The 20,830-nt window shown below is 63.9% G+C and carries 23 protein-coding genes and 1 pseudogene; 12 read left to right on the top strand and 12 right to left on the bottom strand.

The genetic code is table 11. From position 1 onward, the window contains the following. The first annotated feature begins 54 nt into the window (after positions 1-54). Complete coding sequence (locus AC3WJU_RS12525) at positions 55-1,095, top strand: NAD(P)/FAD-dependent oxidoreductase (RefSeq protein WP_492260008.1); 1,041 nt, start codon at positions 55-57, stop codon at positions 1,093-1,095. A 21-nt stretch (positions 1,096-1,116) separates the two neighbouring features. On the opposite strand, the gene AC3WJU_RS12520 is transcribed toward AC3WJU_RS12525, so the two are convergent. From AC3WJU_RS12520 to AC3WJU_RS12505, 4 genes are all read right to left on the bottom strand, one after another. Next, positions 1,117-2,001 (bottom strand): aldo/keto reductase, encoded by an 885-nt coding sequence (locus AC3WJU_RS12520; RefSeq protein WP_492260007.1) that lies wholly within the window; start codon positions 1,999-2,001, stop codon positions 1,117-1,119. A gap of 83 nt (positions 2,002-2,084) precedes the next feature. Next, positions 2,085-2,654: a hypothetical protein gene (locus AC3WJU_RS12515; protein WP_492260006.1), complete on the bottom strand. Its 570-nt coding sequence runs from the start codon at positions 2,652-2,654 to the stop codon at positions 2,085-2,087. Then, positions 2,606-3,100, bottom strand: coding sequence for a hypothetical protein (locus AC3WJU_RS12510; RefSeq protein WP_492260005.1), 495 nt, complete (start codon positions 3,098-3,100; stop codon positions 2,606-2,608). Before AC3WJU_RS12510 ends, AC3WJU_RS12515 begins: the two co-directional genes overlap by 49 nt. A gap of 19 nt (positions 3,101-3,119) precedes the next feature. Further along, positions 3,120-3,296, bottom strand: coding sequence for a hypothetical protein (locus AC3WJU_RS12505; RefSeq protein ID WP_253257341.1), 177 nt, complete (start codon positions 3,294-3,296; stop codon positions 3,120-3,122). A gap of 93 nt (positions 3,297-3,389) precedes the next feature. Between AC3WJU_RS12505 and AC3WJU_RS12500 the strand changes: the two genes are divergently transcribed. The 3 genes and pseudogenes from AC3WJU_RS12500 to AC3WJU_RS12490 all read left to right on the top strand — a co-directional run bounded on the left by AC3WJU_RS12500 (position 3,390) and on the right by AC3WJU_RS12490 (position 6,050). Continuing rightward, positions 3,390-4,271 carry a helix-turn-helix transcriptional regulator gene (locus AC3WJU_RS12500; RefSeq protein WP_059388962.1) on the top strand — a complete coding sequence of 294 codons (882 nt, stop codon included), beginning with the start codon at positions 3,390-3,392 and terminating at the stop codon, positions 4,269-4,271. A 148-nt stretch (positions 4,272-4,419) separates the two neighbouring features. Next, complete coding sequence (locus AC3WJU_RS12495) at positions 4,420-5,031, top strand: hypothetical protein (RefSeq protein ID WP_492260004.1); 612 nt, start codon at positions 4,420-4,422, stop codon at positions 5,029-5,031. An 81-nt stretch (positions 5,032-5,112) separates the two neighbouring features. After that, positions 5,113-6,050: pseudogene (locus AC3WJU_RS12490) on the top strand (5'-3' exonuclease). A 40-nt stretch (positions 6,051-6,090) separates the two neighbouring features. On the opposite strand, the gene AC3WJU_RS12485 reads toward AC3WJU_RS12490, so the two are convergent. After that, positions 6,091-7,182, bottom strand: a complete 1,092-nt coding sequence (locus AC3WJU_RS12485) for a hypothetical protein (protein WP_492260003.1) — start codon at positions 7,180-7,182, stop codon at positions 6,091-6,093. A 279-nt stretch (positions 7,183-7,461) separates the two neighbouring features. Then, positions 7,462-8,571, bottom strand: coding sequence for a fatty acid desaturase family protein (locus AC3WJU_RS12480; protein WP_492260002.1), 1,110 nt, complete (start codon positions 8,569-8,571; stop codon positions 7,462-7,464). A gap of 283 nt (positions 8,572-8,854) precedes the next feature. On the opposite strand from AC3WJU_RS12480, the gene AC3WJU_RS12475 reads away from it, so the two are divergent. Together AC3WJU_RS12475 and AC3WJU_RS12470 are read left to right on the top strand one after the other, a co-directional pair. After that, entirely contained in the window at positions 8,855-9,703 is an 849-nt protein-coding gene (locus tag AC3WJU_RS12475; RefSeq protein WP_492260001.1) for an esterase/lipase family protein, read from the top strand. Positions 9,704-9,861: 158 nt separating this feature from the next. Further along, on the top strand, positions 9,862-10,752 hold the full coding sequence (locus AC3WJU_RS12470; protein ID WP_492260000.1) for a nuclease-related domain-containing protein: 891 nt from the start codon (positions 9,862-9,864) through the stop codon (positions 10,750-10,752). A 3-nt stretch (positions 10,753-10,755) separates the two neighbouring features. Here AC3WJU_RS12470 and AC3WJU_RS12465 read toward each other — a convergent pair whose 3' ends face one another. Both AC3WJU_RS12465 and AC3WJU_RS12460 read right to left on the bottom strand, forming a co-directional pair. Further along, on the bottom strand, positions 10,756-11,664 hold the full coding sequence (locus AC3WJU_RS12465; protein ID WP_307053756.1) for a prephenate dehydratase: 909 nt from the start codon (positions 11,662-11,664) through the stop codon (positions 10,756-10,758). Between the two features lie 173 nt (positions 11,665-11,837). Next, positions 11,838-12,593 carry an SDR family NAD(P)-dependent oxidoreductase gene (locus AC3WJU_RS12460; RefSeq protein ID WP_492259999.1) on the bottom strand — a complete coding sequence of 252 codons (756 nt, stop codon included), beginning with the start codon at positions 12,591-12,593 and terminating at the stop codon, positions 11,838-11,840. Positions 12,594-12,838: 245 nt separating this feature from the next. On the opposite strand from AC3WJU_RS12460, the gene AC3WJU_RS12455 reads away from it, so the two are divergent. Beyond that, positions 12,839-13,333, top strand: coding sequence for a hypothetical protein (locus tag AC3WJU_RS12455; RefSeq protein WP_306960061.1), 495 nt, complete (start codon positions 12,839-12,841; stop codon positions 13,331-13,333). A gap of 28 nt (positions 13,334-13,361) precedes the next feature. Here AC3WJU_RS12455 and AC3WJU_RS12450 read toward each other — a convergent pair whose 3' ends face one another. Next, positions 13,362-14,621 carry a phosphatidylserine decarboxylase family protein gene (locus tag AC3WJU_RS12450; protein WP_492259998.1) on the bottom strand — a complete coding sequence of 420 codons (1,260 nt, stop codon included), beginning with the start codon at positions 14,619-14,621 and terminating at the stop codon, positions 13,362-13,364. Positions 14,622-14,711: 90 nt separating this feature from the next. On the opposite strand from AC3WJU_RS12450, the gene AC3WJU_RS12445 reads away from it, so the two are divergent. Continuing rightward, positions 14,712-15,665, top strand: a complete 954-nt coding sequence (locus AC3WJU_RS12445; protein WP_441437512.1) for a DUF5996 family protein — start codon at positions 14,712-14,714, stop codon at positions 15,663-15,665. Positions 15,666-15,720: 55 nt separating this feature from the next. Next, a complete protein-coding gene (locus tag AC3WJU_RS12440) occupies positions 15,721-16,068 on the top strand; it encodes a UBP-type zinc finger domain-containing protein (protein WP_306960054.1) in 348 nt (115 codons plus the stop codon). A 152-nt stretch (positions 16,069-16,220) separates the two neighbouring features. On the opposite strand, the gene AC3WJU_RS12435 is transcribed toward AC3WJU_RS12440, so the two are convergent. Both AC3WJU_RS12435 and AC3WJU_RS12430 read right to left on the bottom strand, forming a co-directional pair. Then, positions 16,221-16,541, bottom strand: coding sequence for a hypothetical protein (locus AC3WJU_RS12435; RefSeq protein WP_307053762.1), 321 nt, complete (start codon positions 16,539-16,541; stop codon positions 16,221-16,223). Between the two features lie 733 nt (positions 16,542-17,274). Further along, positions 17,275-18,393, bottom strand: coding sequence for an alanine racemase (locus tag AC3WJU_RS12430; protein WP_492259997.1), 1,119 nt, complete (start codon positions 18,391-18,393; stop codon positions 17,275-17,277). A 224-nt stretch (positions 18,394-18,617) separates the two neighbouring features. Between AC3WJU_RS12430 and AC3WJU_RS12425 the strand changes: the two genes are divergently transcribed. Next, the gene (locus AC3WJU_RS12425) at positions 18,618-18,923 is read left to right on the top strand and encodes a hypothetical protein (protein ID WP_059388952.1); all 306 of its coding nucleotides are present in this window, start codon (positions 18,618-18,620) and stop codon (positions 18,921-18,923) included. Positions 18,924-18,934: 11 nt separating this feature from the next. Beyond that, entirely contained in the window at positions 18,935-19,396 is a 462-nt protein-coding gene (locus AC3WJU_RS12420) for a GyrI-like domain-containing protein (protein ID WP_284989148.1), read from the top strand. Between the two features lie 92 nt (positions 19,397-19,488). Here AC3WJU_RS12420 and AC3WJU_RS12415 read toward each other — a convergent pair whose 3' ends face one another. Continuing rightward, positions 19,489-20,184, bottom strand: a complete 696-nt coding sequence (locus tag AC3WJU_RS12415) for a maleylpyruvate isomerase family mycothiol-dependent enzyme (RefSeq protein ID WP_492259996.1) — start codon at positions 20,182-20,184, stop codon at positions 19,489-19,491. A gap of 144 nt (positions 20,185-20,328) precedes the next feature. Between AC3WJU_RS12415 and AC3WJU_RS12410 the strand changes: the two genes are divergently transcribed. Then, positions 20,329-20,811 (top strand): MarR family winged helix-turn-helix transcriptional regulator, encoded by a 483-nt coding sequence (locus AC3WJU_RS12410; RefSeq protein ID WP_059388955.1) that lies wholly within the window; start codon positions 20,329-20,331, stop codon positions 20,809-20,811. Positions 20,812-20,830: the final 19 nt, after the last annotated feature.

Genomic DNA, 20,830 nt, shown 5'->3' with positions numbered 1-20,830 from the left:
GCACCCAAGGACGCTGGCTGCGGACTTTCAGGACACCATGAAGGGCGAATCAGTATGGACACCACACGGCATGACGTCGTAATTATCGGGGGCGGCATTGCGGGACTCAGCGCGGCCACGACGCTGAGCCGCGCGCTTCGCTCGGTGCTGGTGATCGATTCCGGAACACCACGCAATGCACCTGCGGCGGGTGTGCATGGCTATCTTTCACGGGACGGCATGAACCCCCGGGAACTCCTGTCGATCGGACGCAACGAAGTGCTCTCCTACGGAGGAACTGTCATTGACGCCGAGGCCGTTTCGGCACGGCGCACTACCGACGGATTCGAGGTGACGCTCAGTGATACCCGCCGGTTTTCGTGCAGGCGCCTTCTGGTCACCACTGGCCTGACGGACGGGCTGCCTCCCATCGACGGCCTGCGGGAGCAATGGGGGAAGGGCGTTGTGCACTGCCCCTATTGCCATGGCTGGGAAATCCGCGGGAAAAGGATCGGCGTGCTGGGTACCGGAGCAATGTCCGTCCATCAGGCACTGTTGTTCAGGCAGTGGTCCCCTGATATCACCCTTTTCCTCAATGACACCGTGGAACCCACCGAGGAAGAGTGGGACAAGCTCAGTGCCCGGTCCGTAACAGTCGTCGACGGCGCCGTGGCCTCAGTGGACGCTGTCAACGGGGTCCTCACGGGTCTCACGCTCCGCCAGGGTTCCTCATTCGACATACAGGCCGTGGCTGTCGGTACACGGATGGAGGCCAGGTCCGCGCTGCTGGAATCACTCGGACTAAGTACCCAGGTGCACCCCATGGGGGTGGGACGGTTTATCGAGACCGATGCTACTGGTGCGACGGCCGTCCAGGGCGTGTATGCAGCTGGCAATGTCTCCAATGTGATGGCCCAAGTGATCACCGCGGCGTCCGAGGGCGTGATGACCGGCGCACGGATCAACGCCGATTTGATAGAAGAGGAAACCCGGTGGGCCGTTGAGGGGCGGTTCGGCCCCTTCTCCGCGGCCTCGGAAGCCGCCGTATCCACCACTGTGCTGGGTCACGTCGATCACCTTCGCCTGGCACCGGGCGTCAGTTCGTGGGCTCCGTAGCTGTGGGTCCTTCTCTCTGTTTTAGGCTTCGGGGATGACCATGGCGAAGCGTTCCTCGCGGGCTTCGTCCGGGTCCGGGCCGCTGCGGTTGCCGGTGTCGAGCGCGTCGATGGCGGCGAGTTCGGCGGCACTAAGTTCGAAGTCAAAAACATCGAAGTTTTCGGCGATGCGTGCCGGGTTGGTCGATTTCGGGATCGCTGAGCGGCCTTGCTGGAGGTGCCACCGGAGCATGACCTGGGCCGGACTCTTGCCGTGCGTCCGTGCGATGGTGGCGATTGCCGGGTCTTGCATGACGTTCCGCCGCTCCTGGCCTCCCCATCCTGGGTAGAAGGTGATCCCTCCGATGGGCGACCAGGCCTGGGTGATGACACCATGTTCGGCGTCGGCGGCTTGGACGTCCGGCTGGGTGAAGTACGGGTGGAGTTCGATCTGGTTCACGGCCGGGACGACGCCGGTCGATTCGAGCAGTTGCGTCAGGTGGTGGGGCATGAAGTTGCTGACGCCGATCGCCCGCACGCGCCCGTCGGCGAGCAGGGTTTCCAGTGCTTTGTATGCGGCGATGGTTTTCTCGAACCGGTCAGGTGCGGGCTGGTGCAGGATGAGCAGGTCCACGTAGTCGACGCCGAGCTTGCCCGTCGCTTTGTCCCAGGCATGCAGGGTCTGGTCGTAGCCATAGTCACTGACCCAGACCTTGGTCTCGATGAAGACCTCTGCCCGATCCAGGCCCGAGCGGCGGATGCCTTCGCCGACTTCCCGTTCGTTGCCATACGCGGCGGCGGTGTCGATGTGCCGGTAGCCGGTGGCCAGCGCGGCCTCGACTGCCGCCGTCGTTTGCTCCGGGGCGCTTTGAAAGACGCCCAGGCCCAGGGCTGGCATTGTGACGCCGTTGTTGAGAGTAAGTTCCATGTCCATGCCTTTCACGGTATTCAGATGTGCGCAGATGTGGGAGGGCACGTCAGTACCCCCTTTGAAACGGGTGGTCCGGAAATTCAGCGCGCGGTTTCGAGTTGCGGCGCCGGCGCAACTTCCCGGCGGGCCCCGGCGCGGCGGGCGGCCAGGTCCGCGGGAAGGATGAGGGCCGCTGTAACGGCCAGGGCGAGGAGCAGGAGAATGCTGCCTGTCGTGAGGGCGGCTCCGACCTGGGCGGCCAGGTGCGCCACGGCGGAACTCGTGGTCGGTACCGTCGCCGCGGCAGCGACTGCGATTCCAAGCCCCAGGCAAGTGCCGACCTGGTGGAAGGTGTTCACCAGGCCGGATGCCGCGCCGGCGTCGGACGCGGGGGCTCCGATGATGCCGAACGAGGTCAGCGGCGCAAACGCGAGCCCCTGTCCCGCGCCGATGAGGACCATCGGCAGGGCAACCCCGGTCAGGTACGCGGAGTCGACACCGACCCGGCTGAGCCAGAACATCCCGGCAAGAGTGATCAGGATGCCGGCAACGAGCGGGATGGAACCCGGCAACTTGCCCATGAGCCGCGGGATGCCCATCGCGACGGCGAAGTTCACCGCGGTCATGGGCAGGAATCCGATCCCGGCCTGCAGCGGGTCGAAGCCGAGCACTGGGTGGTGAAGAAGAAGAACCCGATCATCGCGCCCAAGTACAGGAAGCGGGCCACATAGGCGCCGGTTCGGCGGCGGCTCGCGAACAGCCGCAGCGGCATGATCGGCTGGGCCGCCCTACGCTCGATCAGCACGAACACGACCAGGAGCACGACGCCGGCGCTGACGGCCGTGGCCGTGACCGGCGAGCTCCAGCCGGCGTCGACCGTGTTGATGATGCCGAATACGAGTGCGCCGACACCGAGGGTGGCGCTGAGCGCGCCGAAGGCGTCGAAGCGGCCGCGGGCCCGGCCTGATTCCGGGATGAACCGCGGCGCGAGTGCGATCATCGCGGCGCCGATAGGTACATTGACGAAGAATCCAGCCCGCCAGGAGATCCAGTGTGCCAGCGCCCCGCCGATGACCAGCCCCAGGCTGGCGCCGATGCCTGCGGTAGCGCCGTACAAGGCAACGGCCCGGGTGCGTTCACGGCCTTCCGGGAAGCTCGCGGTGAGCAGGGAGCCGCAGCTCCGCCTGCAGGCTCGGCAGGGCAGTGAAGATGACCGAGTTGTCCAGCAGGATCATGAAGTAGCTGAGGAGGATGATCGCCAGGATCGCTCCCGGATGGGAGGCTGTTGCGGGTTCAGGTTTCATGCTCTCCATGCAACCGTGATTCCATACGGACCGGGAGTCCCGGCCGTTCCGGGTAACGCCAGTGCCTCCCTTGGCCGATCGACCCGGCGTAGCGTGGATGCCATGACACACAGCGAGGACGTGCGGAAGTTCCTGACCTCCCGCCGGGCAAGGATCACCCCGGACGAGGCAGGGCTTCCCGTCTACGGCGGCAACCGGCGGGTCACCGGACTGCGCCGCGAAGAAGTCGCGATGCTCGCCGGGATGAGCATCGACTACTACATACGCCTTGAGCGCGGAAACCTCTCCGGCGCCTCGGACAGTGTCCTCGAAGCCCTCGCGCGTGCGTTGAAGCTTGACGACGCCGAAACGGCCCACCTTTTTGACCTGGCCCGTGCCGCCACCGCCTCCCCAAGGGTGAGGCGCAAGCACAGCCCGCAGACAGTGCGGCCGAGCGTGCAACGCGTCATCGATGCGATTACAGCAGCGCCGGCTTGGGTTCGCAACGATCGCGGGGATGTCCTCGCCGCCAACGAGCTGGGCCTGGCCCTGTATCTGGACATGATGGCAGAGGTGGCCACTCCGCCGAACAGCGCGCGCTTCACTTTCCTGAACCCCAAAGCGCGGGAGTTCTTCGCCGATTGGGAACGCGCAGCGGACGACATCGTCGCGGTCCTGCGCTCCACCGCCGGAAAAAACCCGTACGACAGGGACCTCACGGACCTGATCGGTGAACTCTCCACCCGCAGCGAAGAGTTCCGCACGCGGTGGGCCCGTCACGACGTGAAGTACCACCGCGCCGGCCGCAAACACCTCCACCACCCGATCGTCGGCGACCTTGACCTGAGCTTTGAAGCGCTGGAACTTCCCGCAGACCCGGGACTGCGCATCAACGTCTACACGGCTGACCCCGGGACCCCCTCCGAGGACGCACTGAAAGTCCTCGCCAGCTGGGCCGCCACCCAGCGCGACACGTCACAAATAGCGGCTCAGGGAAAGAAATGAAGGGCTGCCGCACCACGTTGTCGACCTGAGCAGCTGTGGATGATACCGTCGTCGCTGGCTAGACATTTGGGATTTCAGCACGCAATCGCAGGGGATCTATATTCCCCACTATTCACGTGAATTCCGTAATTCGTCTCAGGGGGGACAAATGAAGAAGTCTATTGCAGCGCTTGCACTTGCAGGAACAATCGTACTGGCCGGCACCGCGCCGGCCGTAGCATCCACCACCTACCCGGCGCCGGGCAATGAGTACGGAACCGTTTCTGACGGAACCATATCTCGCGGCGAATCCATCACTTTCTCCGGTAGCGGCTACATTGCCGGCGAAACAGTCAACATCGCGTTCGAGCGAACCGGCGGCAAGAAGGCTTCGGACGGCGGGAGGCCCGCTCCGTCCAACTTCAGCGTGATTGCTGACGGCACCGGCGCTTTCTCAACGCCCATTACCTTCACCGACGGTGGCAACTACATGATCGGCGCTGTCGGCGCCACGTCCGGCAACAGGCGCTGGGCAGCCGTGGTTGTGAATTCCGGCAACGGCGGAGGCAACAATAACGGGGGCGGCAACCATGGCGGCGGCAACGGCAAGGGCAATTCCGGACTTGCTGCTGTTTCCAGCGTTACCGCCGCTGGCACAGCAAGTGGCGAGGCCAACACTGTTGCAGAGTCCAACCTGATCCTGTGGTCGCTGGTCGGCGCAGGCGCTTTGGCCGCGAGCGCGGCATCCACAGCGGTGATTCGCCGCCGCGCCAAGAAGTAACACGTCGCTACAAGGGCAGGTGCTTCTCCGGGAAACTGGAAAGCACCTGCCCTTTGCCGCTTGTGGATGTAAGGATCGCTTATGCCTCACCGCCTGATGCTCCTTGATACGGCCTCGCTCTACTTTCGCGCCTTCTTCGGCGTGCCCGATTCGATCCGCCGCGCCGATGGCACCCCGGTAAACGCCGTTCGCGGTCTGCTGGACATGATCGCGCGGCTCGCCACCGACTATGGGGCGACACATCTGGTTGCGTGCTGGGACGAAGACTGGCGCCCGAAGTGGCGCGTGGATCTCATCCCGACGTACAAGTCGCATCGGGTGGCGGAGGCGGTCGAGGGTGCGCCCGACGTCGAAGTGGTACCGGATGCGCTCCAGCTGCAGGTTCCCATGATCCGGCAGGTCCTCCGCCTTGCGGGGATCGCCGTCGTCGGGGCTGCCTCCCATGAAGCCGACGACGTCATCGGCAGCTACGCGAGCCACGCCGGGGTTCCCGTCGACGTCGTGCGGGCGACCGGGATCTGTTCCAGGTGGTCGATGATGCCCGCCAGGTGCGCGTCATCTACACGGCGAGGGGCATGAAGAACCTTGAGGTCGTGACGGATGCCGTCGTCGTGGGCAAATATCGAGTGCTGCCCGAGCAGTACGCCGATTTCGCGACGCTACGCGGCGACGCATCGGACGGGCTGCCGGGTGTGGGCGGGATCGGTGAAAAGACGGCCGCGTCGTTGCTCGGGACGTACGGCACGCTCGACCAGTTGCTCGCTGCAGCGAGGGATCCAGGCAGCGGGCTGTCCGCGCCTGTAAGGACGAAACTCGCCGCTTCCGCCGATTATCTGGCTGTTGCGCCCGTTGTTGTGAACGTCGTGCGCGACCTCGCACTGCCCACGCTCGACGAGGCGGGAGCGCTGCTGCGTCCCGTCGTCGGGGACTCGCGCATTGAACTCGAGCGTCTCGCTACGGACTGGAACCTCGGCGGCTCGGTGAAGCGATTGCTCGAAGCCCTCGACCTCAGGCAGTGAGGGACATCAGCCCTGCGCAATGATCGGCACAGCTGACAAATCAGTGAGTCGGTGACGCCCGGATGGTTCTCGCTGTGGCTTCTATCTTGAGGGTAAGCGCGGCGAGGGCGAGCATTTCCAGTCCGGTCCAGGCGAGCGTCCCGCCCCAGATTTCAGGGGAGAAGCTCAGTGCCCCGTCGTGGACCGCCACACCGGCGAAGTACGGGGCCCAGAACACCACGGGGGAGAGGCCTGTCGCGATCATTAGCCGCGCGTGGCTGGTCGGGCGGGGTCGCACCATGGCCCACAGCAATCCAACGAGGACGGCTCCAGCGACGGCCGCCGGAACGAGCCAGGCGTCACGCAGGGCGACCATGATCTGCAGGGCCACCGAGGGCAGCAGCACCATGGCCGCGGGCACGGCGGCGTGCAGGCGCCATCGTAGCGAAAGCAAAAGGACGGGCACGAAAAGCACAGCCGTTGAGACAAAGAACGATCCCAAGGACACGATGATGGACGACGACGTCGGCACCGTCACCGCGGGCTCCGCCCCGGGAGCGGAGATGTACGTCTGGATGAGCCCGTGACGGGCGAACACCGTGAATTCCTGCAGGATGAATGCCGCGACCATGCCGGAGAGCATGGCGCTCGCGACGGCTGGTATCAGCCGCGGCCATGACCGTTCGGGTGAGTGCCATGCCGAGGAGAACGGCGCGCCGAGGATGAGGAAGCCTCCCGTGGCGAGCCCCAGATGGGACGGGCTGAATAGCGCCTTGAGGCCCTGCTCTATGCCGAACACCGAATGCCAGGCGAAGTCCGCCATCCCGGAGATGAGGAAGAGGACGACCCCGGCTGCCGCGGCCACATACCCGGCGGGGATGGCTTCGGTCCACCGTGTGCCGGGTGCGTGGCGGCGCCAGGTCAGGGCGGCGATCCAGAGGGCGCACGCCGCGAAGCCCGAGTAGAGGATCGCGTGCCACGGAGTGAAGAACGTCTCGAGGTCGCGGAGGTTGTTGTGCGCCCAGCCGTCAACATAGGTTCCGGTGAGGAGCCAAACGCCGGCCACGAGGGTAATGACGTCTTCAACGGCAGTCGTGGGGCGGTGGACTGATACCGGCGGAATCGCAAAAGCGTGAGCTGCTGTGGCGTCCATAGCTCCACAGTAGGTCCCGCCGCCTTTCGCGGCGAGAGGCAATCTCTTTTGCTGGAACCCCGGCCGCTGCGCCGTTTGCGGTTCCTGTTGACCAGGCTTCTTGCCCGGACCTAGCATCGCCGTGCTGGTGCGTGATGGTCTGGGGCATCCCTTGACCTTCGACCCAGCCGCCGCCTGGAAGTGATCGTCTTTGCGGCACTCATCGCGTGGACTGTCTGGGACCGGAAACGGCGGCAAGCATCGTGGTCTTCCTGACGGGTCTGTGCCGCCGGCCGCTGGTTATCGCCGGTATACGCCGGCCACTGGACAGGTGAACGGATCCGCTGCCGCGAGTCCTACCGTATTAAGGTAGCGAACCACGATTGCGTACGAGTGCAGCAGCCCCGTTTCGGTGTAGGCGATCCCCTCGGCATCGCAGTGCGCCTTGACCAGCTGACGGACCTCTCGCAGGTGCGGGCGGGGCATATCGGGGAACAAGTGGTGTTCTATTTGGTGATTAAGCCCGCCCATGAGCAAGGTCACGAATCGTCCTCCGGCGATGTTGCGGGACGTGACCACCTGCCGTGTCAGGAAGTCCACCCGGCTGTTTTCGGACAGGATCGGCATCCCCTTATGATTCGGCGCGAAGCTTCCTCCCATGTAGAGACCGAACACGGCGACCTGTACCACGATGAATGTGACGGCGATCGCGGGGGACAGGACGAGGAAAAGCAGGCCGACGTAGGCACCGAAGTGCAGACCCAGCAGGGCGATCTCAAGCCACCGGTACTTCACTGGCCCTCGCCGAAGCAAATACTTCAACGAGTCAATATGCAGCGTCCATCCGAGGAACAAGAGCAAAGGGAAGAGCAAATAGCCTTGGTGCTTGCCGAGGGCACGGCCGAGTCTTCCGCGGCTGCTTGGCACTTCGTTGTGGAAGATGACCACACCCTGTGCGATGTCCGGGTCATGATTGACCATGTTCGGGCGGGCATGGTGCCGCGAGTGCTTGTCGGTCCAATACGCGAAACTCATGCCTACCACCAGGGTGGCAATGAGGCGTGCAGTCCACTCGTTCGCGGAACGGGACGCAAACACTTGCTGATGGGCTGCTTCATGGCCGAGGAAGGCGAACTGCGTGAAGACGACGCCGGAGGCGCCTGCCACGGCCAGCTGAAGCCAGGAGTCTCCCAAGATGAAGAACACCACCCAGATCCCCGTTCCCACCACGGCCAGGATCGTCAGCAGGAGGAGGTAGTAGCGTCGGCACCGCCGGAGCAGACCCGCTTCCCGGACGGATTTCAGGAGGTCCGCATAGCTGCTCGTGACCTTGTTGATCCGTGCCCTTGGCGGAGCGGATCGTGGCGGCATCGTCAACGCGGGCACGGACGGTGAAGGCTGGTTGGTCAAGGGCAAGTGGTTGCCTCCTCGGATGCGCTGAAGACGCGCTGCCGGGGTCCGGGGCAACACAACCAGCCTAGGCGCCGCTGGCCCTACCCGTCCAGAGGATTGGGATCAGGGCGGGACGATCAGTCGGTGATTGGTCTGGCATTCGATACGGTCCGGGGTTGACCAGCGGGGTGCACGTTTTCTCAAGTTTGTAGCACGGTATTGCAACCCGGCGGTAAGTTACCCCAAAGTAGCTAGGGATGCCGCGGACATAGGGGTTCGCGGCCAGGAGAAAGGCAAGGCCATGCGCCGATTCCGACTCACCGCCGTCCTCGCCGCTGCGGCGCTCACGATTGGACTCTTCGCCGCACCCGCGGCTCAGGCCGACTCGATCTCGCCGGACCCGCCCGGAGCCAATGACTGGACGTGCAAGCCGTCGAGCGTGCATCCGTACCCGGTAGTCCTCGTCCCAGGGACGTTCGAGACGATGTACAAGAACTGGGCGCTGTTCTCGCCCGTACTTAAGAATCAGGGGTACTGCGTCTTCTCGCTCAACTACGGAGTAGTCAACGGTGTCCCCGCCAGCGGGCCAATTCGGGACTCCGCGGCTGAGCTTGCGACGTTCGTTCGCTCAGTTCTCGGCGCAACGGGTGCGAGGCAGGTAGATCTCGTCGGCCACAGCCAAGGTGGGATGATGCCGCGCTACTACATCGGCTTCCTCGACGGCGCCAAGTATGTGCACCATTTGGTTGGCATTGCGCCGTCGAACCATGGCACCCAAGGCCTGATCGCGCCGTCGCCCGCAGGGATGATTCTCGACACGACCGCAACGAGCACCCTGTGCCAGGCCTGCGCGGACCAGCATGCCGGCTCGGCATTCATGACCGAGCTCAATTCGATCGGCGACGCCGTGCCGGGGCCGTCGTACACAGTGATCTCGACCCGCTACGACGAGGTCGTGACGCCCTATACGAGCCAGGCTCTTGTTGGGCCGCTAAAGCAAGTGTCCAACCTTGTCCTGCAGGACTACTGCCCGCTCGACACATTCGAACACGATCAATCTCCCAACGACCCGAACGTGTGGTCTCTCGTCTCCAACGCGCTTCTCCAGAGCGGCCCCGCAGATCCGAGGTATCGCCCGGAGTGCGTGTAGCGGGTGGTGGCCCGCCTGGGCTTTTGGTCCAGGAGGTTGCAGGCCCCGACGGCCATGCACGGTCCGCAGATCAGTCGGGCCGCCGATAATGTGCTGCCTGTATTCTCGCCCGGCACCGTTAGGATCGGTCCTGTGTACCAACGACAATGCGAAAGCCCATGATCCCCGACCCTTTCCCGACTGGTACAGGTCTGCCTCCGGACCCGCCGGAGGTTCCCGGCAAAGGTCCAGGCACCGAGCTCAGTCCCGGGCTGCTGACTGACCGGGTACCGGGACAGGCCGTGATGGCCGAGCTCTTGGCCGTGCGGGAAAGGGACGCTCCGCGGTCCCGGCTGGGGCGCGTGTTCGGGCTTGACCCGCTGACCGCAGACAGCCGCCCCTGGTACACGGGCGCCGTCGGGGAATTGGCGGTGGCTCGGGTTCTGGCGCGGCTGGGACCGGAATGGACAGTCCTTCATGCGGTTCCGGTCGGGGCCGGCACGTCAGACATTGATCATGTGTTGATCGGGCCGGCAGGGGTGTACACAGTGAACACCAAGAATCATTCAAACCAGAGAATCTGGGTGGCTGGCCGCACTCTGATGGTGGCCGGCACGAGACAGCGCTATCTTCCCAACGCCATGCACGAGGCGGCCCGAGCCGCCAAGCTCCTCTCCGCAGCAGCAGGTCTGGCGGTGGAGGTCACCGGTGTCCTGGTGTTCGTGGAGCCCAAGGGCATCACGGTCCGGGAACGGCCCGAGAGCATAACTGTGCTGAGCGATGGTCAGCTGTTGCGCTGGCTTAACCGGCGCAGACCGGTCCTCACTCCGGAGCAGATCGCCCGCATTGTCGCCGTTGCCGCGTTGCCGGGAACCTGGCACCGCCAGCCTGCGGGGCCCGGGGACGCTGTCGCTCTTCAGCGGGCCTTCGACGCTGTCAGGACGGAAGTCGTGGGGGCCCGACGACGGCGGGCGGCATGGGCGCTTGCAGTCGCGGCCTGCTTCGTCGTCGCTGTTTTCAAACTTCCGGTGATCATTGCGTGGTTCGTTCCGATGCTCGTGCACGGCTAGCCACTAAAGCGACAAAGTGGTCTTTGGAGTGCCGGCAGGCGTTGTGCCTGGGTTGCCGGAATTGGTGAACCCCTGGCTTCGGTATGGAGCAGCAGCATATACGCCGAGAACCCTGACCTCATCGGTGAAGAACTCCAGCTCCTCGAGCGCGAGGCGCACGGGGGTGTCGGATGGGTGACCTTCAACGTCGGCCATGAACGTGGTGGCAGCAAACTCGTTACCCACCATGTAGCTTTCCAGGCGCGTCATGTTCACGCCGTTCGTCGCGAAACCACCCAGGGCTTTGTACAGGGCCGAGGGGACGTTCCTGACCCGGAAGACGAAGCTCGTGATCACGGGACCGGGCAACTCGTCGCGGGTTTGCTGCCGACGCTCCCTGGACAGGGCGACAAACCGGGTCGTGTTGGTGGCGTCGTCCTCGACGTCTTCTGCCAAGACGTCCAGCCCGTACATCTGGGCGGCGAGCGGAGGCGCGAGCGAGACTTTGGAAGCGTCATTCCAGTCGCGGACCTCCCGTGCGGATCCTGCCGTGTCGCCGGCAACAACTGGTTTCAGCCCCATTGACCGGATCAGCTTCCTGCACTGGCCGAGGGCATGAACGTGGCTGTGCACTTCTCGCGCCTGTTCGAGGGTGCTTCCGGGTATGCCCAGCAAGTGGAATCGGATCCTGAGAAAATGTTCGCCCACAATCTGCAATCCGGATTCAGGCAGGAGCACATGGATATCCGCAACGCGCCCGGCGATAGAGTTCTCAATCGGAATCATGGCGAGGTCCGCGTCGCCGGATTTCACTAGTTCGAAAGCATCTTCGAAGCTGGGGCACGGTACTGGCTCCATGTCGGGGAACATCTGTAGGCAGGCGATGTTGGAGTTGGCGCCGGGCTCTCCTTGATATGCAACTTTACGAACCATGGAGCAAATGGTGTCACATTTTGCCGGGTGGGAAGCGCCGCGCCAGAACGGACTTTGGGTGTGAACCGGCTCGGAGCGCGCCGATGCGTGTGCGGAGGTATCGGGTTACCCTCACTGAACGGGTCCCACACTCGGACTACGCCCTGATCCACGAGCCGCCGGCTGGCAGCAGCTTAGACGGCGGTGTAGCCGCCATCGACGAGTACGTAAGAGCCGGTCATGAAACTGGCCTTGTCGGAAAGTAGGAACGTGGTGACGTTCGCGATCTCCTCAGGCTGTCCCAGGCGGCCGAGCGGATGCTTCGCCTCGAGCCCATTGAGGACTTCTTTAGGCGCAGCGGCCAGCAGCGGCGTATCGATATAGCCGGGGCCGATAGCGTTGACGCGCAACCCCTGGGCCCCATATTCAGCCGCAGCATTCTTGGTCAGGCCCACGACGCCGTGCTTGGCCGCGGTGTAAGCGGCGTTGCCGGGAGCAGCGACGGCGCCGTGGATCGACGCCATGTTCACGATGGCACCTTCGGAGGCACCTGCGGCAAGGATGGCCGGGACCTGGTAGCGCATTCCGTAGAGGACCCCGCTCAGGTTGATGGCGATGACCCGGTCCCAGTCCTCAACGTCGAGGTCTCCGACAGGAGCATTTGCGCCGCCGATGCCTGCGTTGTTGACGGCATAGTTGAGGGCACCATAGCGCGAGACCGCGAAGTCGACGGCCTTCTTACTGTCCTCGGCGACGGCAGTGTTGCCTTGGAAGGGAACCGCGGTGCCGCCAGCGGCGGTGATCTCGTTGCTCACACGCGTTGCAGCGTCTCGGTTGATGTCGACGACGACGACGTTGACACCGTTCTTCGCGAGGTCTTTGCTGATTGCTTCCCCAAGTCCGGAGCCTCCGCCGGTGACGATCGCGGTCTTGCCTTTGAAGTCACTCATAATTCCTCCTCGTGCGGCGGGATCGGTCCCGCGATTTCAGTGTTGAGCGGTGGTTTAGCCGCTCGCTTGTGGCAACCGTACTCCGTCCCGCGAGAAGAAGCCGGGACTTCGAATCTCCTGGCTCCACAGCGAGGGTCCTTTGACCCAAACGTGCAAACGGCCGGAAAGTCTTCCTTCAGGTGCGAAACGGCGGCACCATGAAGGAGAGCAGAACCCGTCCACCGATGGAAGGGAGAGAGAGCAGCGTGGATGAGCACAGGTCCCGGCGACGTCCCAGATTCCCGGGGTGGGAAGTCGGACCGGTGGCGGTCGGACTGGGCCTGGTCGCCCACCTGGTCTCGGGTGGCGTGTCTCCCGGGGTTCCGGTGCTGATCGCGCTGACGGCTCTGCTGAGTATGTGCGCTTCGCTGCTCGCCCGGATAAACCTACCGAGTTGGCTATTGGTCTTTCTCTGCGGTGTCGCCCAGCAGGTCCTGCATCTGGCCTTCGGCCGGCTCTCCGGGACCTTCTCGGTTGTTGCGCCAGCCCAACATCAGCATGCAGGGTCAGGATGGCAGCCTGGGCAGCTGGCCGTGACGCCATCCGTCGCGGCCGGGCACTCACCGGATTTGATGCTGGACACGCACGTTGCGGCAGCTTTGCTGACAGCGCTACTCGTCTCCCGGGCGGACATATCGCTTACGCGGGCGTTGGCCCTGTTCCGGCACTCCGGCCAGACCCCTAGGGCACATCTAGACTAGCTCGTGCCTCAGGAGGCCGCCGTCGGCCTCAGGACTTAGCGGTCGCCAGCTTCGACCGGACCCGCACGAGGGGCGCGTTCGGATCCTGCGGTTGGGGGATAGCGGTGAGAGCGAACTGGTCGATGACACCGGGCCGGAAGACGAGGCACTCGGTCGAGCCGCCGAACTGGAAGTACCCCAGTTCGTCTCCCTTGTTTACGTGGTGGCCCGGTACGATCTCCTGATCGATGACGCAGGACGAGACTTCGACCATGCCTACCGGGATCACTGCCATGAGACCGATGACGGGGTCGTCGGCCTGGATCAGGATGATCGCGCGGGCAGCGACGTGGGCCAGATATGACTGGGAGAGGGTCGGCTTGACGGCGTCGGCCCCCTCGGAGTCTGCCTCGGAGAAGTACGTGCCGTCCTTGACGTACGCCCGCACGATCGTTCCGGCGACGGGAGCGTGCCACCGGTGATAATTGAGCGCGCTCAGGAACGCCTGGTACACAGTTCCGCCCACAAAATGATCCATTGACTCGTCCCGGGCGAGCAGGTCCTCGAGTGAGTAGGGCTGGTTCTTGACCCAGAACCGGCTCTGGCGTTGAACGTCGGAGCTTATCTTGTATGGGGTCGACTCGCAGGCGCTGACGATGACTTTGTCGTCTTCGGGTGCAGCGACAGGTCTGGAGGTCGATGTGAGCCGGCGGGTGAAGAAATCGTTCCACGACGTGAAGCCCCAGTGCTCGGCGAGGGGATCGTGTTCATAGTCGTCCATCCCGAGAACTTGCCGCGCTTTCTCCGACATCCACCCCGACGGCGAGTCGTTGAGCACATAAAGCGAGTCCTCGCTGCTCAGGAACTCGGACCACGCATTCAGTATTTTGCGGAACATGGCGATGATCCGGGGATCGCGGTGAGCCGCGAACCCGGCCTCGGTACCCATGGTCCAATCGAGGATCGCTGTCAACGGCGTGGTGACCATGCCGCCTTCGCTGAACTCGGGGGCAGTCGTCAGGACCTCGTTGATGAGCCGAAGCATCTGGTCAACGCTCGTGAGATGCCGTTTGCGGTAGGGCTTCAATTTAGGTACCTGCTCGATCATCTCCGTCATGTAGAGGCGGACAACCGGATCGCTGGCGATCAGTTCCTTGAACTCCACGATCACGGGATGCAGGGCAGCGTCTTCGCCCCGCGCTTCCACCCGTTCCCGGTGACCGGCAATCCATTCCTCAAGGTCGTCTTGTCGCTCGGGCAGCCAGCCGCCCGGTCGTCGGACACGGTCGGATGAAGCGTTGATTGTCATAGTGCCGAGCCTGCGCGCCTCCGACGTCGGGCCAGGCGCCGAAGCAGGGGACCTCGGCGGTTCTGGCGCTTAAGGTGGCAGAATTGTCAGATGGCTCACCCTGGATGGCCACGGCTTCGGGCCGATGATTGGACCCTGACCCGGGAGACCGTGCACATGTGGACCCAGATCGTCGGAAAAATCCGCATGGCGCACAGCCCGATGCTGAACCACTGGTGGCAGGTGACGCTTTACGTCACGCCGCGCGGGCTGACGACATCAATGATCCCGTATGGCCGCGGTGCCTACGACATCGAATTCGATTTCCTTGAACACCGGCTGAACATACGCTCCAGCAATGGAACTTCAGCATTCGTCGTTCTCGGAGCCAAGTCGGTGGCCGAATTCCACTCCGAGGTATTCGAAGCCTTGGGCCGGCTCGGTATCGAGGCGTCTATCCGCGGCATTCCGAACGAGGTGGACCCGGCCATACCCTTCGCCGAGGACCATCAGCACGCCTCCTACGATCCGGAGGCCATCGGGCTGTTTTGGCGGCAATTGGTCCAGTCGGACCGCGTCCTGAACGAATTCAGGTCCCGTTTCAGGGGCAAGGCCAGTCCCGTGCACTTCTTCTGGGGAGGCATGGACCTCGCGTACTCCCGCTTCTCCGGACGGGACGCGCCCACCCACCCCGGAGGAATCCCGAACTGCGCCGACTGGGTGATGGTGGAGGGTTACTCCCACGAGCTAAGCAGCTGCGGGTTTTGGCCCGGGGGAGGGGACGAAGGAGCCTTCTATGCCTACTGCTATCCCGAGCCCGCCGGCTACGCCGAATATGTGACCGACGCCGACGGTGCCGTCTATAACAATGACGGCAGGCTGTACCTCCTCCCGTATGAGAACGTCCGCACTGCCTCGGACCCCGACAAGATGCTGTTGCGGTTCCTGCAGTCCACCTACGAGGCGGCTGCGGAGACAGGACGTTGGGACCGGGCCGCGCTGGAGGCGGATCCGGCCCGCTGGCGGCACTCACGACGAGGGCAGCATTCCTTCGGCGTGAAATAGCCGGGGCGTAAAGTAGTGGGTGGTCCAAAGGCACTCCAATACGAGGGAAAGCCACATGAATGCAAATCACGGAATCGACGTTTCGATTCCACCCAGCGGACCTGGTTGCGTCGAATGCGAGGCCAACGGTGGCTGGTGGCTCCACCTGCGGCGGTGCGCCCAGTGCGGGCACATCGGCTGCTGCGACAACTCGCCGGGGCAACACGCCACAGCCCATGCACAATCCAGCGGCCACCCGGTCATCCGCAGCTTCGAGCCGGGCGAGGACTGGTTCTTCAACTATCCCGACTCCGCATTTTTCGCCGGTCCGGAACTTGAACCGCCGGCGCATCACCCGCTCGATCAAAGCGTTCCGGGCCCAGCCTCACGCGTCCCGGCCGACTGGCAGCAGCGACTGCACTGACGGGGATGGAAGGACGATAGCGTGAGCGGCGTGCATCGCTTCCGGGCTGAACGCGGAGGTTGAGGCTGTGACCAGGGTGACGTGGTAGCCGAGATCCATGCCGAAGCGGCCGGTCTGTTCGTTGCAGCACGCGATCGAGCCCGGGAGCTGTTCTAGGACGCGTCGGTGATGTCAGCCAGCAACCAGTCCGGGGATCCGGGACTCCGCTGCAGATGGAATGTGAGCAATGCGGAGTCTGAGTTGAGGCGAGCCTGTACCCGCCAGTTTTCAACGGATGCGAGGTGTTCGATGTCGGTGGCGGCGGAGTCGCCGCCATCCCGCCCGCTTCCGCGTCCGAACCAGTGCGCGGCGCCGCCGTCGGGATCCACAGCCCAGATGCCGCCGTCATATCGGACGGCCAACGGGGCGCCGTCGGGGCTGAAGCGGACGGCGATCTCTACTAGCGTATGAATGGCCTCGGCAGTGAGTGTCATTGATGTGTACTTTCCCGGGTTGTACGGCGCGCCGTTGTCATGCAGCCTTCACGAAGGTCAGCTCGGTATTGTCCACTCTTTTAATCGTTTGTGTCCACGGAACAGGTACGCCCTTTTCAAAATAAATTGGCCGGATTGGGGTGACCACGCACGGCCAAAGCGTGTTTCCTCCGGGCGTTTCGACCACTTTCTACGTGAACCTATTTCGCCCGATCCAACGCGTGCATCAAGGCATCGGGCTCACCAAGTTTGAAATACGGATACTGCCATCGTTGCAATGATAGATATTCGGGAGGCTTCGGAAATAGAGTGGCGAACACCTGTACCGATAGCTCGTTTCCATTCCGGGCGGACCGGGACGTGGTCGCATGCCGCCGGGCCTCGGCGGTGCCCCACCTAGGAGGCGATGAGATGCTTGCGGACATCATTGCCCAAGTGGTGGTAGAACTGATCCAGGGATGGTTCGACGGGCGGCCCACGCCTCGCCAGCGTGTCTTACGGGCTCTGGATCTCTCGAGGGAGCCTGTCCTGTCTCCGAAGCAGCGAGAATTCGGCCGGAAGTGGCTCACGTACGGCTTGGGACATCTCGCGGATCTCGGGCTTGAATCGCGCGCCAAAGATATTCAGAAGGCACTGCAGCGTGTTGAACCCTTCCCTTGGGAGGACAGATGACGTTGCTGCGCAGAGACAAGTCGTAACGGACGTTCCGGATGCCAGCCGCTTGCAGGACTGCCTAGAACACCGGACGCCAGGTCTCGACGGCGTCGTCGCTGACTGCGACAACCTCACGCCAGCGGTCGAACACTGAGCAAGGGTGGGAGATGCCCAGATCCACGATATCGCCGACCTGCAGGCCTTCTGCGTCGTCCACGATGGCGTGGTGGTCGAAGAGGCGCGTCAGCGTGGCGCCTTCGCCGTCCGGCAGGAGGGCCCCGTTACGGAATCGGGAGACGATCACCGGCAGGCCGGCGTCGTACGCCAACTCCCGCTTGCCCGCGTTCAGGACAACGCGCCCGGGTTCAGGGGCGGAGATGACCAGTGCCCGAACCACGACGGCGGCGGTGAGACCCGGGATTGGCGAGACGCTCTGGTAGGTGCCGTGGTCGTGCACGACGTAGCAGCCTGACCGGAGCACGTTGACGGAGGTGCTGTGCGGCAGGAACGCGGCGGCACGGTCCTGGAACGCCGAGCCGCCGTTGCTGAACACCGGCAGATCCACCTCGAAAGTCGCGTGCAGTTCGTCGAAAATGTCGCGGGCCAGGCGGCAATGCGAATCGATCCCGGCCAGGTTTGCATCGGTCCTGGTGTTCGGTGCCACGCCCTCGTAGGCGCTGACGCCGGCCAACAGTAATCCCTGGGCGGCACGAACCTCAGCAGCGAGAGGCCCGGCTTCGGCTTCGCTGCGGATCCCGGTGCGGCCGCCGGCGGTCCCGACGTCGATCAGTACGTTGAGCGGCCGTGGCGAGTGTTCGAACACTTCGGCCATGGCTTGGACGCCCGCCGTCGAATCGGCCAGGCAGTAGATCTCCAGCTCCGGCGAGGCTGTCAGCCGGGCGCGGAGCTCCTCGAGGTGGCCGCGGAACAGCACCTCGTTCGCGATGAGGATCCGGGTGGCACCCCACTCGATGGCCTGCGCGGCCTGCGCGGTGGTCGCCACGGTCACGCCCCAGGAACCGGGCAACTGCCGGCGGACAATCTCGCCCGTCATGGTGGTCTTGATATGCGGGGCCAGCACCATGCCGCGCTCCCGTGTCCAGGCCTCTTTGATGCCGATATTGCGCTCGACGGCGGCAACGTCCAGGAGCATCTGCGGCAAGGTGTTGAGAGGGAGGGCGGGGTCAAGGTGCGGCATGCGATGCGGTTCCTTCAGGACGTTCCGGAAGCTGGGTACCCGGAGATCCTATCCGGGTTCAGTAACTAGAGAACCCGTCGGCAGGTCGCCGCGAATGACAAGTAGTGGCCACTCGGGCGGTTACAGGGCGGAATGAGTATGGTCTTTCTCGTGTCAGACCTTTCAGGCGGATCGTCGCGTGGCTGGCTGCCACGAGCTGAGTCCAGGCCATAGGAGGTCACATCATGTCCGTCATCATTGCAACCAAGGTATCCGGTGACACGAGCGTTTTCGCCAAGTCGCTGGAGGAGCGCGCTGACGAGTATCGCCAATGGGGGGAGCGCGGCCGGGCTGCTGGGGCCATCCACCATCAGTTCGCGGTCGGCGACGGGTTTGTCCTCGTAGTCGATGAATGGGAATCGACAGAAGCATTCCAGAAATTCTTCGGTGACCCCGAGATCCAGGCGTTCATCGGCTCGGTCGGCGGCGACCCGAACGTGGCCCCTGAAGTCACCGTCGGGGAATCGGTCGACTCTGCGGACAAGTACTAGCCGACTCGCGCATGTCGGTCCCCGTCAACGTACAGACTGTTCGCCCGCGCATGCTGGCCGCCGTCCGGCGTGAGGTCGTTCCGGGCGAAGTCGGCTCGGCGTGGGGCCCTGCTGTGGCGCTGGTCTGGGACTTCATTCGCAGTCAGCCGGGTCTGTGGACGGACGGCCACAATGTCTTCGTCTACCACCACCCGAACACGCCTGACGCACCCCTTGTGTGCGACTTCGGCGTCGAAGTCACGCGCACCTTTGAACCGGCGGGCGAGGTTCATGCAACCGAAACCCCCGCGGGCCAGGCTGCCGTGGCAGTCCACCGTGGGCCGTACCACCGCATGGACGAGGCATACAAGACGATCGAGGAGTGGATGGCGGCGAATGATAGGGAGTCTGCCGGGCATTCGTGGGAGATCTACGGAGATCCGACACCAGATCCGGCGGACACTGAAACCACGATCGTGCACTTGCTGAAGTAGCTGGCCGGCCGGGGCGCCTTCGCCGAGTTCGCGGAACATGGCCGGGGGAATGGCTGCGCGCCGCTATGCATATAGGCCGAAAAACCAGGTGGTCAGGGGGTGAGGGGGCCTTGCAGAACCTGGACGGCAAGCGCTTTGTCACCTTCGATGAGAGCAGTTTCTGCGAGGTTGGAGCGGCCCCAGAGCCCCAGGTACATCCCGTGCAGCGGGGCGGCAATGGAGGCCTCGGCTACCCCTTGGCCGAGTTTCCAGCTCCGGGCTCCGGGTACGTGGAAGATCACTGCCCCTTTCGGCTGGGGCATCCGTCCCAGGCGAAGCTGTCGCGGAGTGAACATTGTCAGGATTTCGTCGATTCCGTCGAGCAGGAAATCTTCTGCGAAAACAGGGTCTGCCAACCCTGATGTTTGGCAGGCGTCGATGAGGTGGACGGCGTGTTCATGTGCCTGGCGCCGGCGCCAGAACCCGGCTTTGCGCGGAGGCGGGCCGAAGTGCCAGCACGGCTCCTCGGGTTCGAGTGCCGACATTGTCGCGAGGAAGGCGTCCGCGCCTTGGAGGAACCACATTTCGGCTCCGGTGACCGGTGGTTCAGGTTCCTCGACGAACTTGCCCGAAAGGACTATTTGGGCTGCCCAACGTTCGATCGACCCCAGATGCCCGAAGAGATCCCTCAGTGTCCAGCCAGGGCACGCAGGGACAGGACGGGTCAGAATGTCCTCGGGTTGGCGAGCGAGGACGCTCAGGCGGTCAAGGCTGTTGGCCAGCTCAGCAAGAAGGCGATCCGGCGACATATGCCGAGCATAATGGGCCGGCCGGTTTCCCTGAATTCCAGCGGGTTCCAACACGGTGTGGCGATCACGCCAACGATGCTCCTGGCGCGGGTCGTTTCACACTGGCATCCCGCACTTAGGAAGCAGGCTTACTATGGTGGATGTATGCCGGACTTAAACGACTGGACGACTCCACGGTTGCTCTCAACTGCAGCGCGACTGGTCGAGCATGCCTGGAATGAAAAGCTTGCTGTCTTGGGCCTGACCCATGCGGGTGTCATAGCGTTGGAAGTTCTCGACGCGGAAGGGGCCATGGTGCAGGCCCGGCTTTCCACCAAAGTCCAGGTGCGGGCGCAGACCATGGGACAGACGCTTTCGAGGTTGGAGGCGCATGGGCACATTACCCGGGAACGTAGCCGCCTGGACGGGCGCTCGCAGCGGGTGGCTGTTTCCGAGTCGGGCCGGACGGCCCTTGTCCAGGCCCGGGCGCTTGACCGGAATCTGACTCCCGGCGTCGAAGTCGGCGTGGAGGAACTGCGCGGCAAGCTAGTGGCCGTTATCCGCTGGCTCGGTTCTGCGCGCTGGGGCGAAGAAATGCCCGAGAACGAGTCAACGGCAACCAGCAAGGATCTGCCTGAGCAGAGCTAGCGCACCAGCAGCATGGCCG

This window comes from Arthrobacter sp. FW306-1B-F12A (genome assembly GCF_058781865.1).
Note: the sequence above shows the minus strand (reverse complement) of the source record. Positions and strands in the feature narration are given on the sequence as shown.

What these genes read in the sequence shown, in the direction of transcription:
- AC3WJU_RS12435 (WP_307053762.1), bottom strand. Translation starts at nt 16,541, where the DNA reads ATGACACTCACTGCCGAGGCCATTCATACGCTAGTAGAGATCGCCGTC.
- AC3WJU_RS12450 (WP_492259998.1), bottom strand. Translation starts at nt 14,621, where the DNA reads ATGACAATCAACGCTTCATCCGACCGTGTCCGACGACCGGGCGGCTGG.
- AC3WJU_RS12500 (WP_059388962.1), top strand. Translation starts at nt 3,390, where the DNA reads ATGACACACAGCGAGGACGTGCGGAAGTTCCTGACCTCCCGCCGGGCA.
- AC3WJU_RS12410 (WP_059388955.1), top strand. Translation starts at nt 20,329, where the DNA reads ATGCCGGACTTAAACGACTGGACGACTCCACGGTTGCTCTCAACTGCA.
- AC3WJU_RS12420 (WP_284989148.1), top strand. Translation starts at nt 18,935, where the DNA reads ATGTCGGTCCCCGTCAACGTACAGACTGTTCGCCCGCGCATGCTGGCC.
- AC3WJU_RS12425 (WP_059388952.1), top strand. Translation starts at nt 18,618, where the DNA reads ATGTCCGTCATCATTGCAACCAAGGTATCCGGTGACACGAGCGTTTTC.
- AC3WJU_RS12430 (WP_492259997.1), bottom strand. Translation starts at nt 18,393, where the DNA reads ATGCCGCACCTTGACCCCGCCCTCCCTCTCAACACCTTGCCGCAGATG.
- AC3WJU_RS12470 (WP_492260000.1), top strand. Translation starts at nt 9,862, where the DNA reads ATGATCCCCGACCCTTTCCCGACTGGTACAGGTCTGCCTCCGGACCCG.
- AC3WJU_RS12485 (WP_492260003.1), bottom strand. Translation starts at nt 7,182, where the DNA reads ATGGACGCCACAGCAGCTCACGCTTTTGCGATTCCGCCGGTATCAGTC.
- AC3WJU_RS12415 (WP_492259996.1), bottom strand. Translation starts at nt 20,184, where the DNA reads ATGTCGCCGGATCGCCTTCTTGCTGAGCTGGCCAACAGCCTTGACCGC.
- AC3WJU_RS12465 (WP_307053756.1), bottom strand. Translation starts at nt 11,664, where the DNA reads ATGGTTCGTAAAGTTGCATATCAAGGAGAGCCCGGCGCCAACTCCAAC.
- AC3WJU_RS12505 (WP_253257341.1), bottom strand. Translation starts at nt 3,296, where the DNA reads ATGGAGAGCATGAAACCTGAACCCGCAACAGCCTCCCATCCGGGAGCG.
- AC3WJU_RS12445 (WP_441437512.1), top strand. Translation starts at nt 14,712, where the DNA reads ATGGCTCACCCTGGATGGCCACGGCTTCGGGCCGATGATTGGACCCTG.
- AC3WJU_RS12475 (WP_492260001.1), top strand. Translation starts at nt 8,855, where the DNA reads ATGCGCCGATTCCGACTCACCGCCGTCCTCGCCGCTGCGGCGCTCACG.
- AC3WJU_RS12440 (WP_306960054.1), top strand. Translation starts at nt 15,721, where the DNA reads ATGAATGCAAATCACGGAATCGACGTTTCGATTCCACCCAGCGGACCT.
- AC3WJU_RS12525 (WP_492260008.1), top strand. Translation starts at nt 55, where the DNA reads ATGGACACCACACGGCATGACGTCGTAATTATCGGGGGCGGCATTGCG.
- AC3WJU_RS12460 (WP_492259999.1), bottom strand. Translation starts at nt 12,593, where the DNA reads ATGAGTGACTTCAAAGGCAAGACCGCGATCGTCACCGGCGGAGGCTCC.
- AC3WJU_RS12520 (WP_492260007.1), bottom strand. Translation starts at nt 2,001, where the DNA reads ATGGAACTTACTCTCAACAACGGCGTCACAATGCCAGCCCTGGGCCTG.
- AC3WJU_RS12495 (WP_492260004.1), top strand. Translation starts at nt 4,420, where the DNA reads ATGAAGAAGTCTATTGCAGCGCTTGCACTTGCAGGAACAATCGTACTG.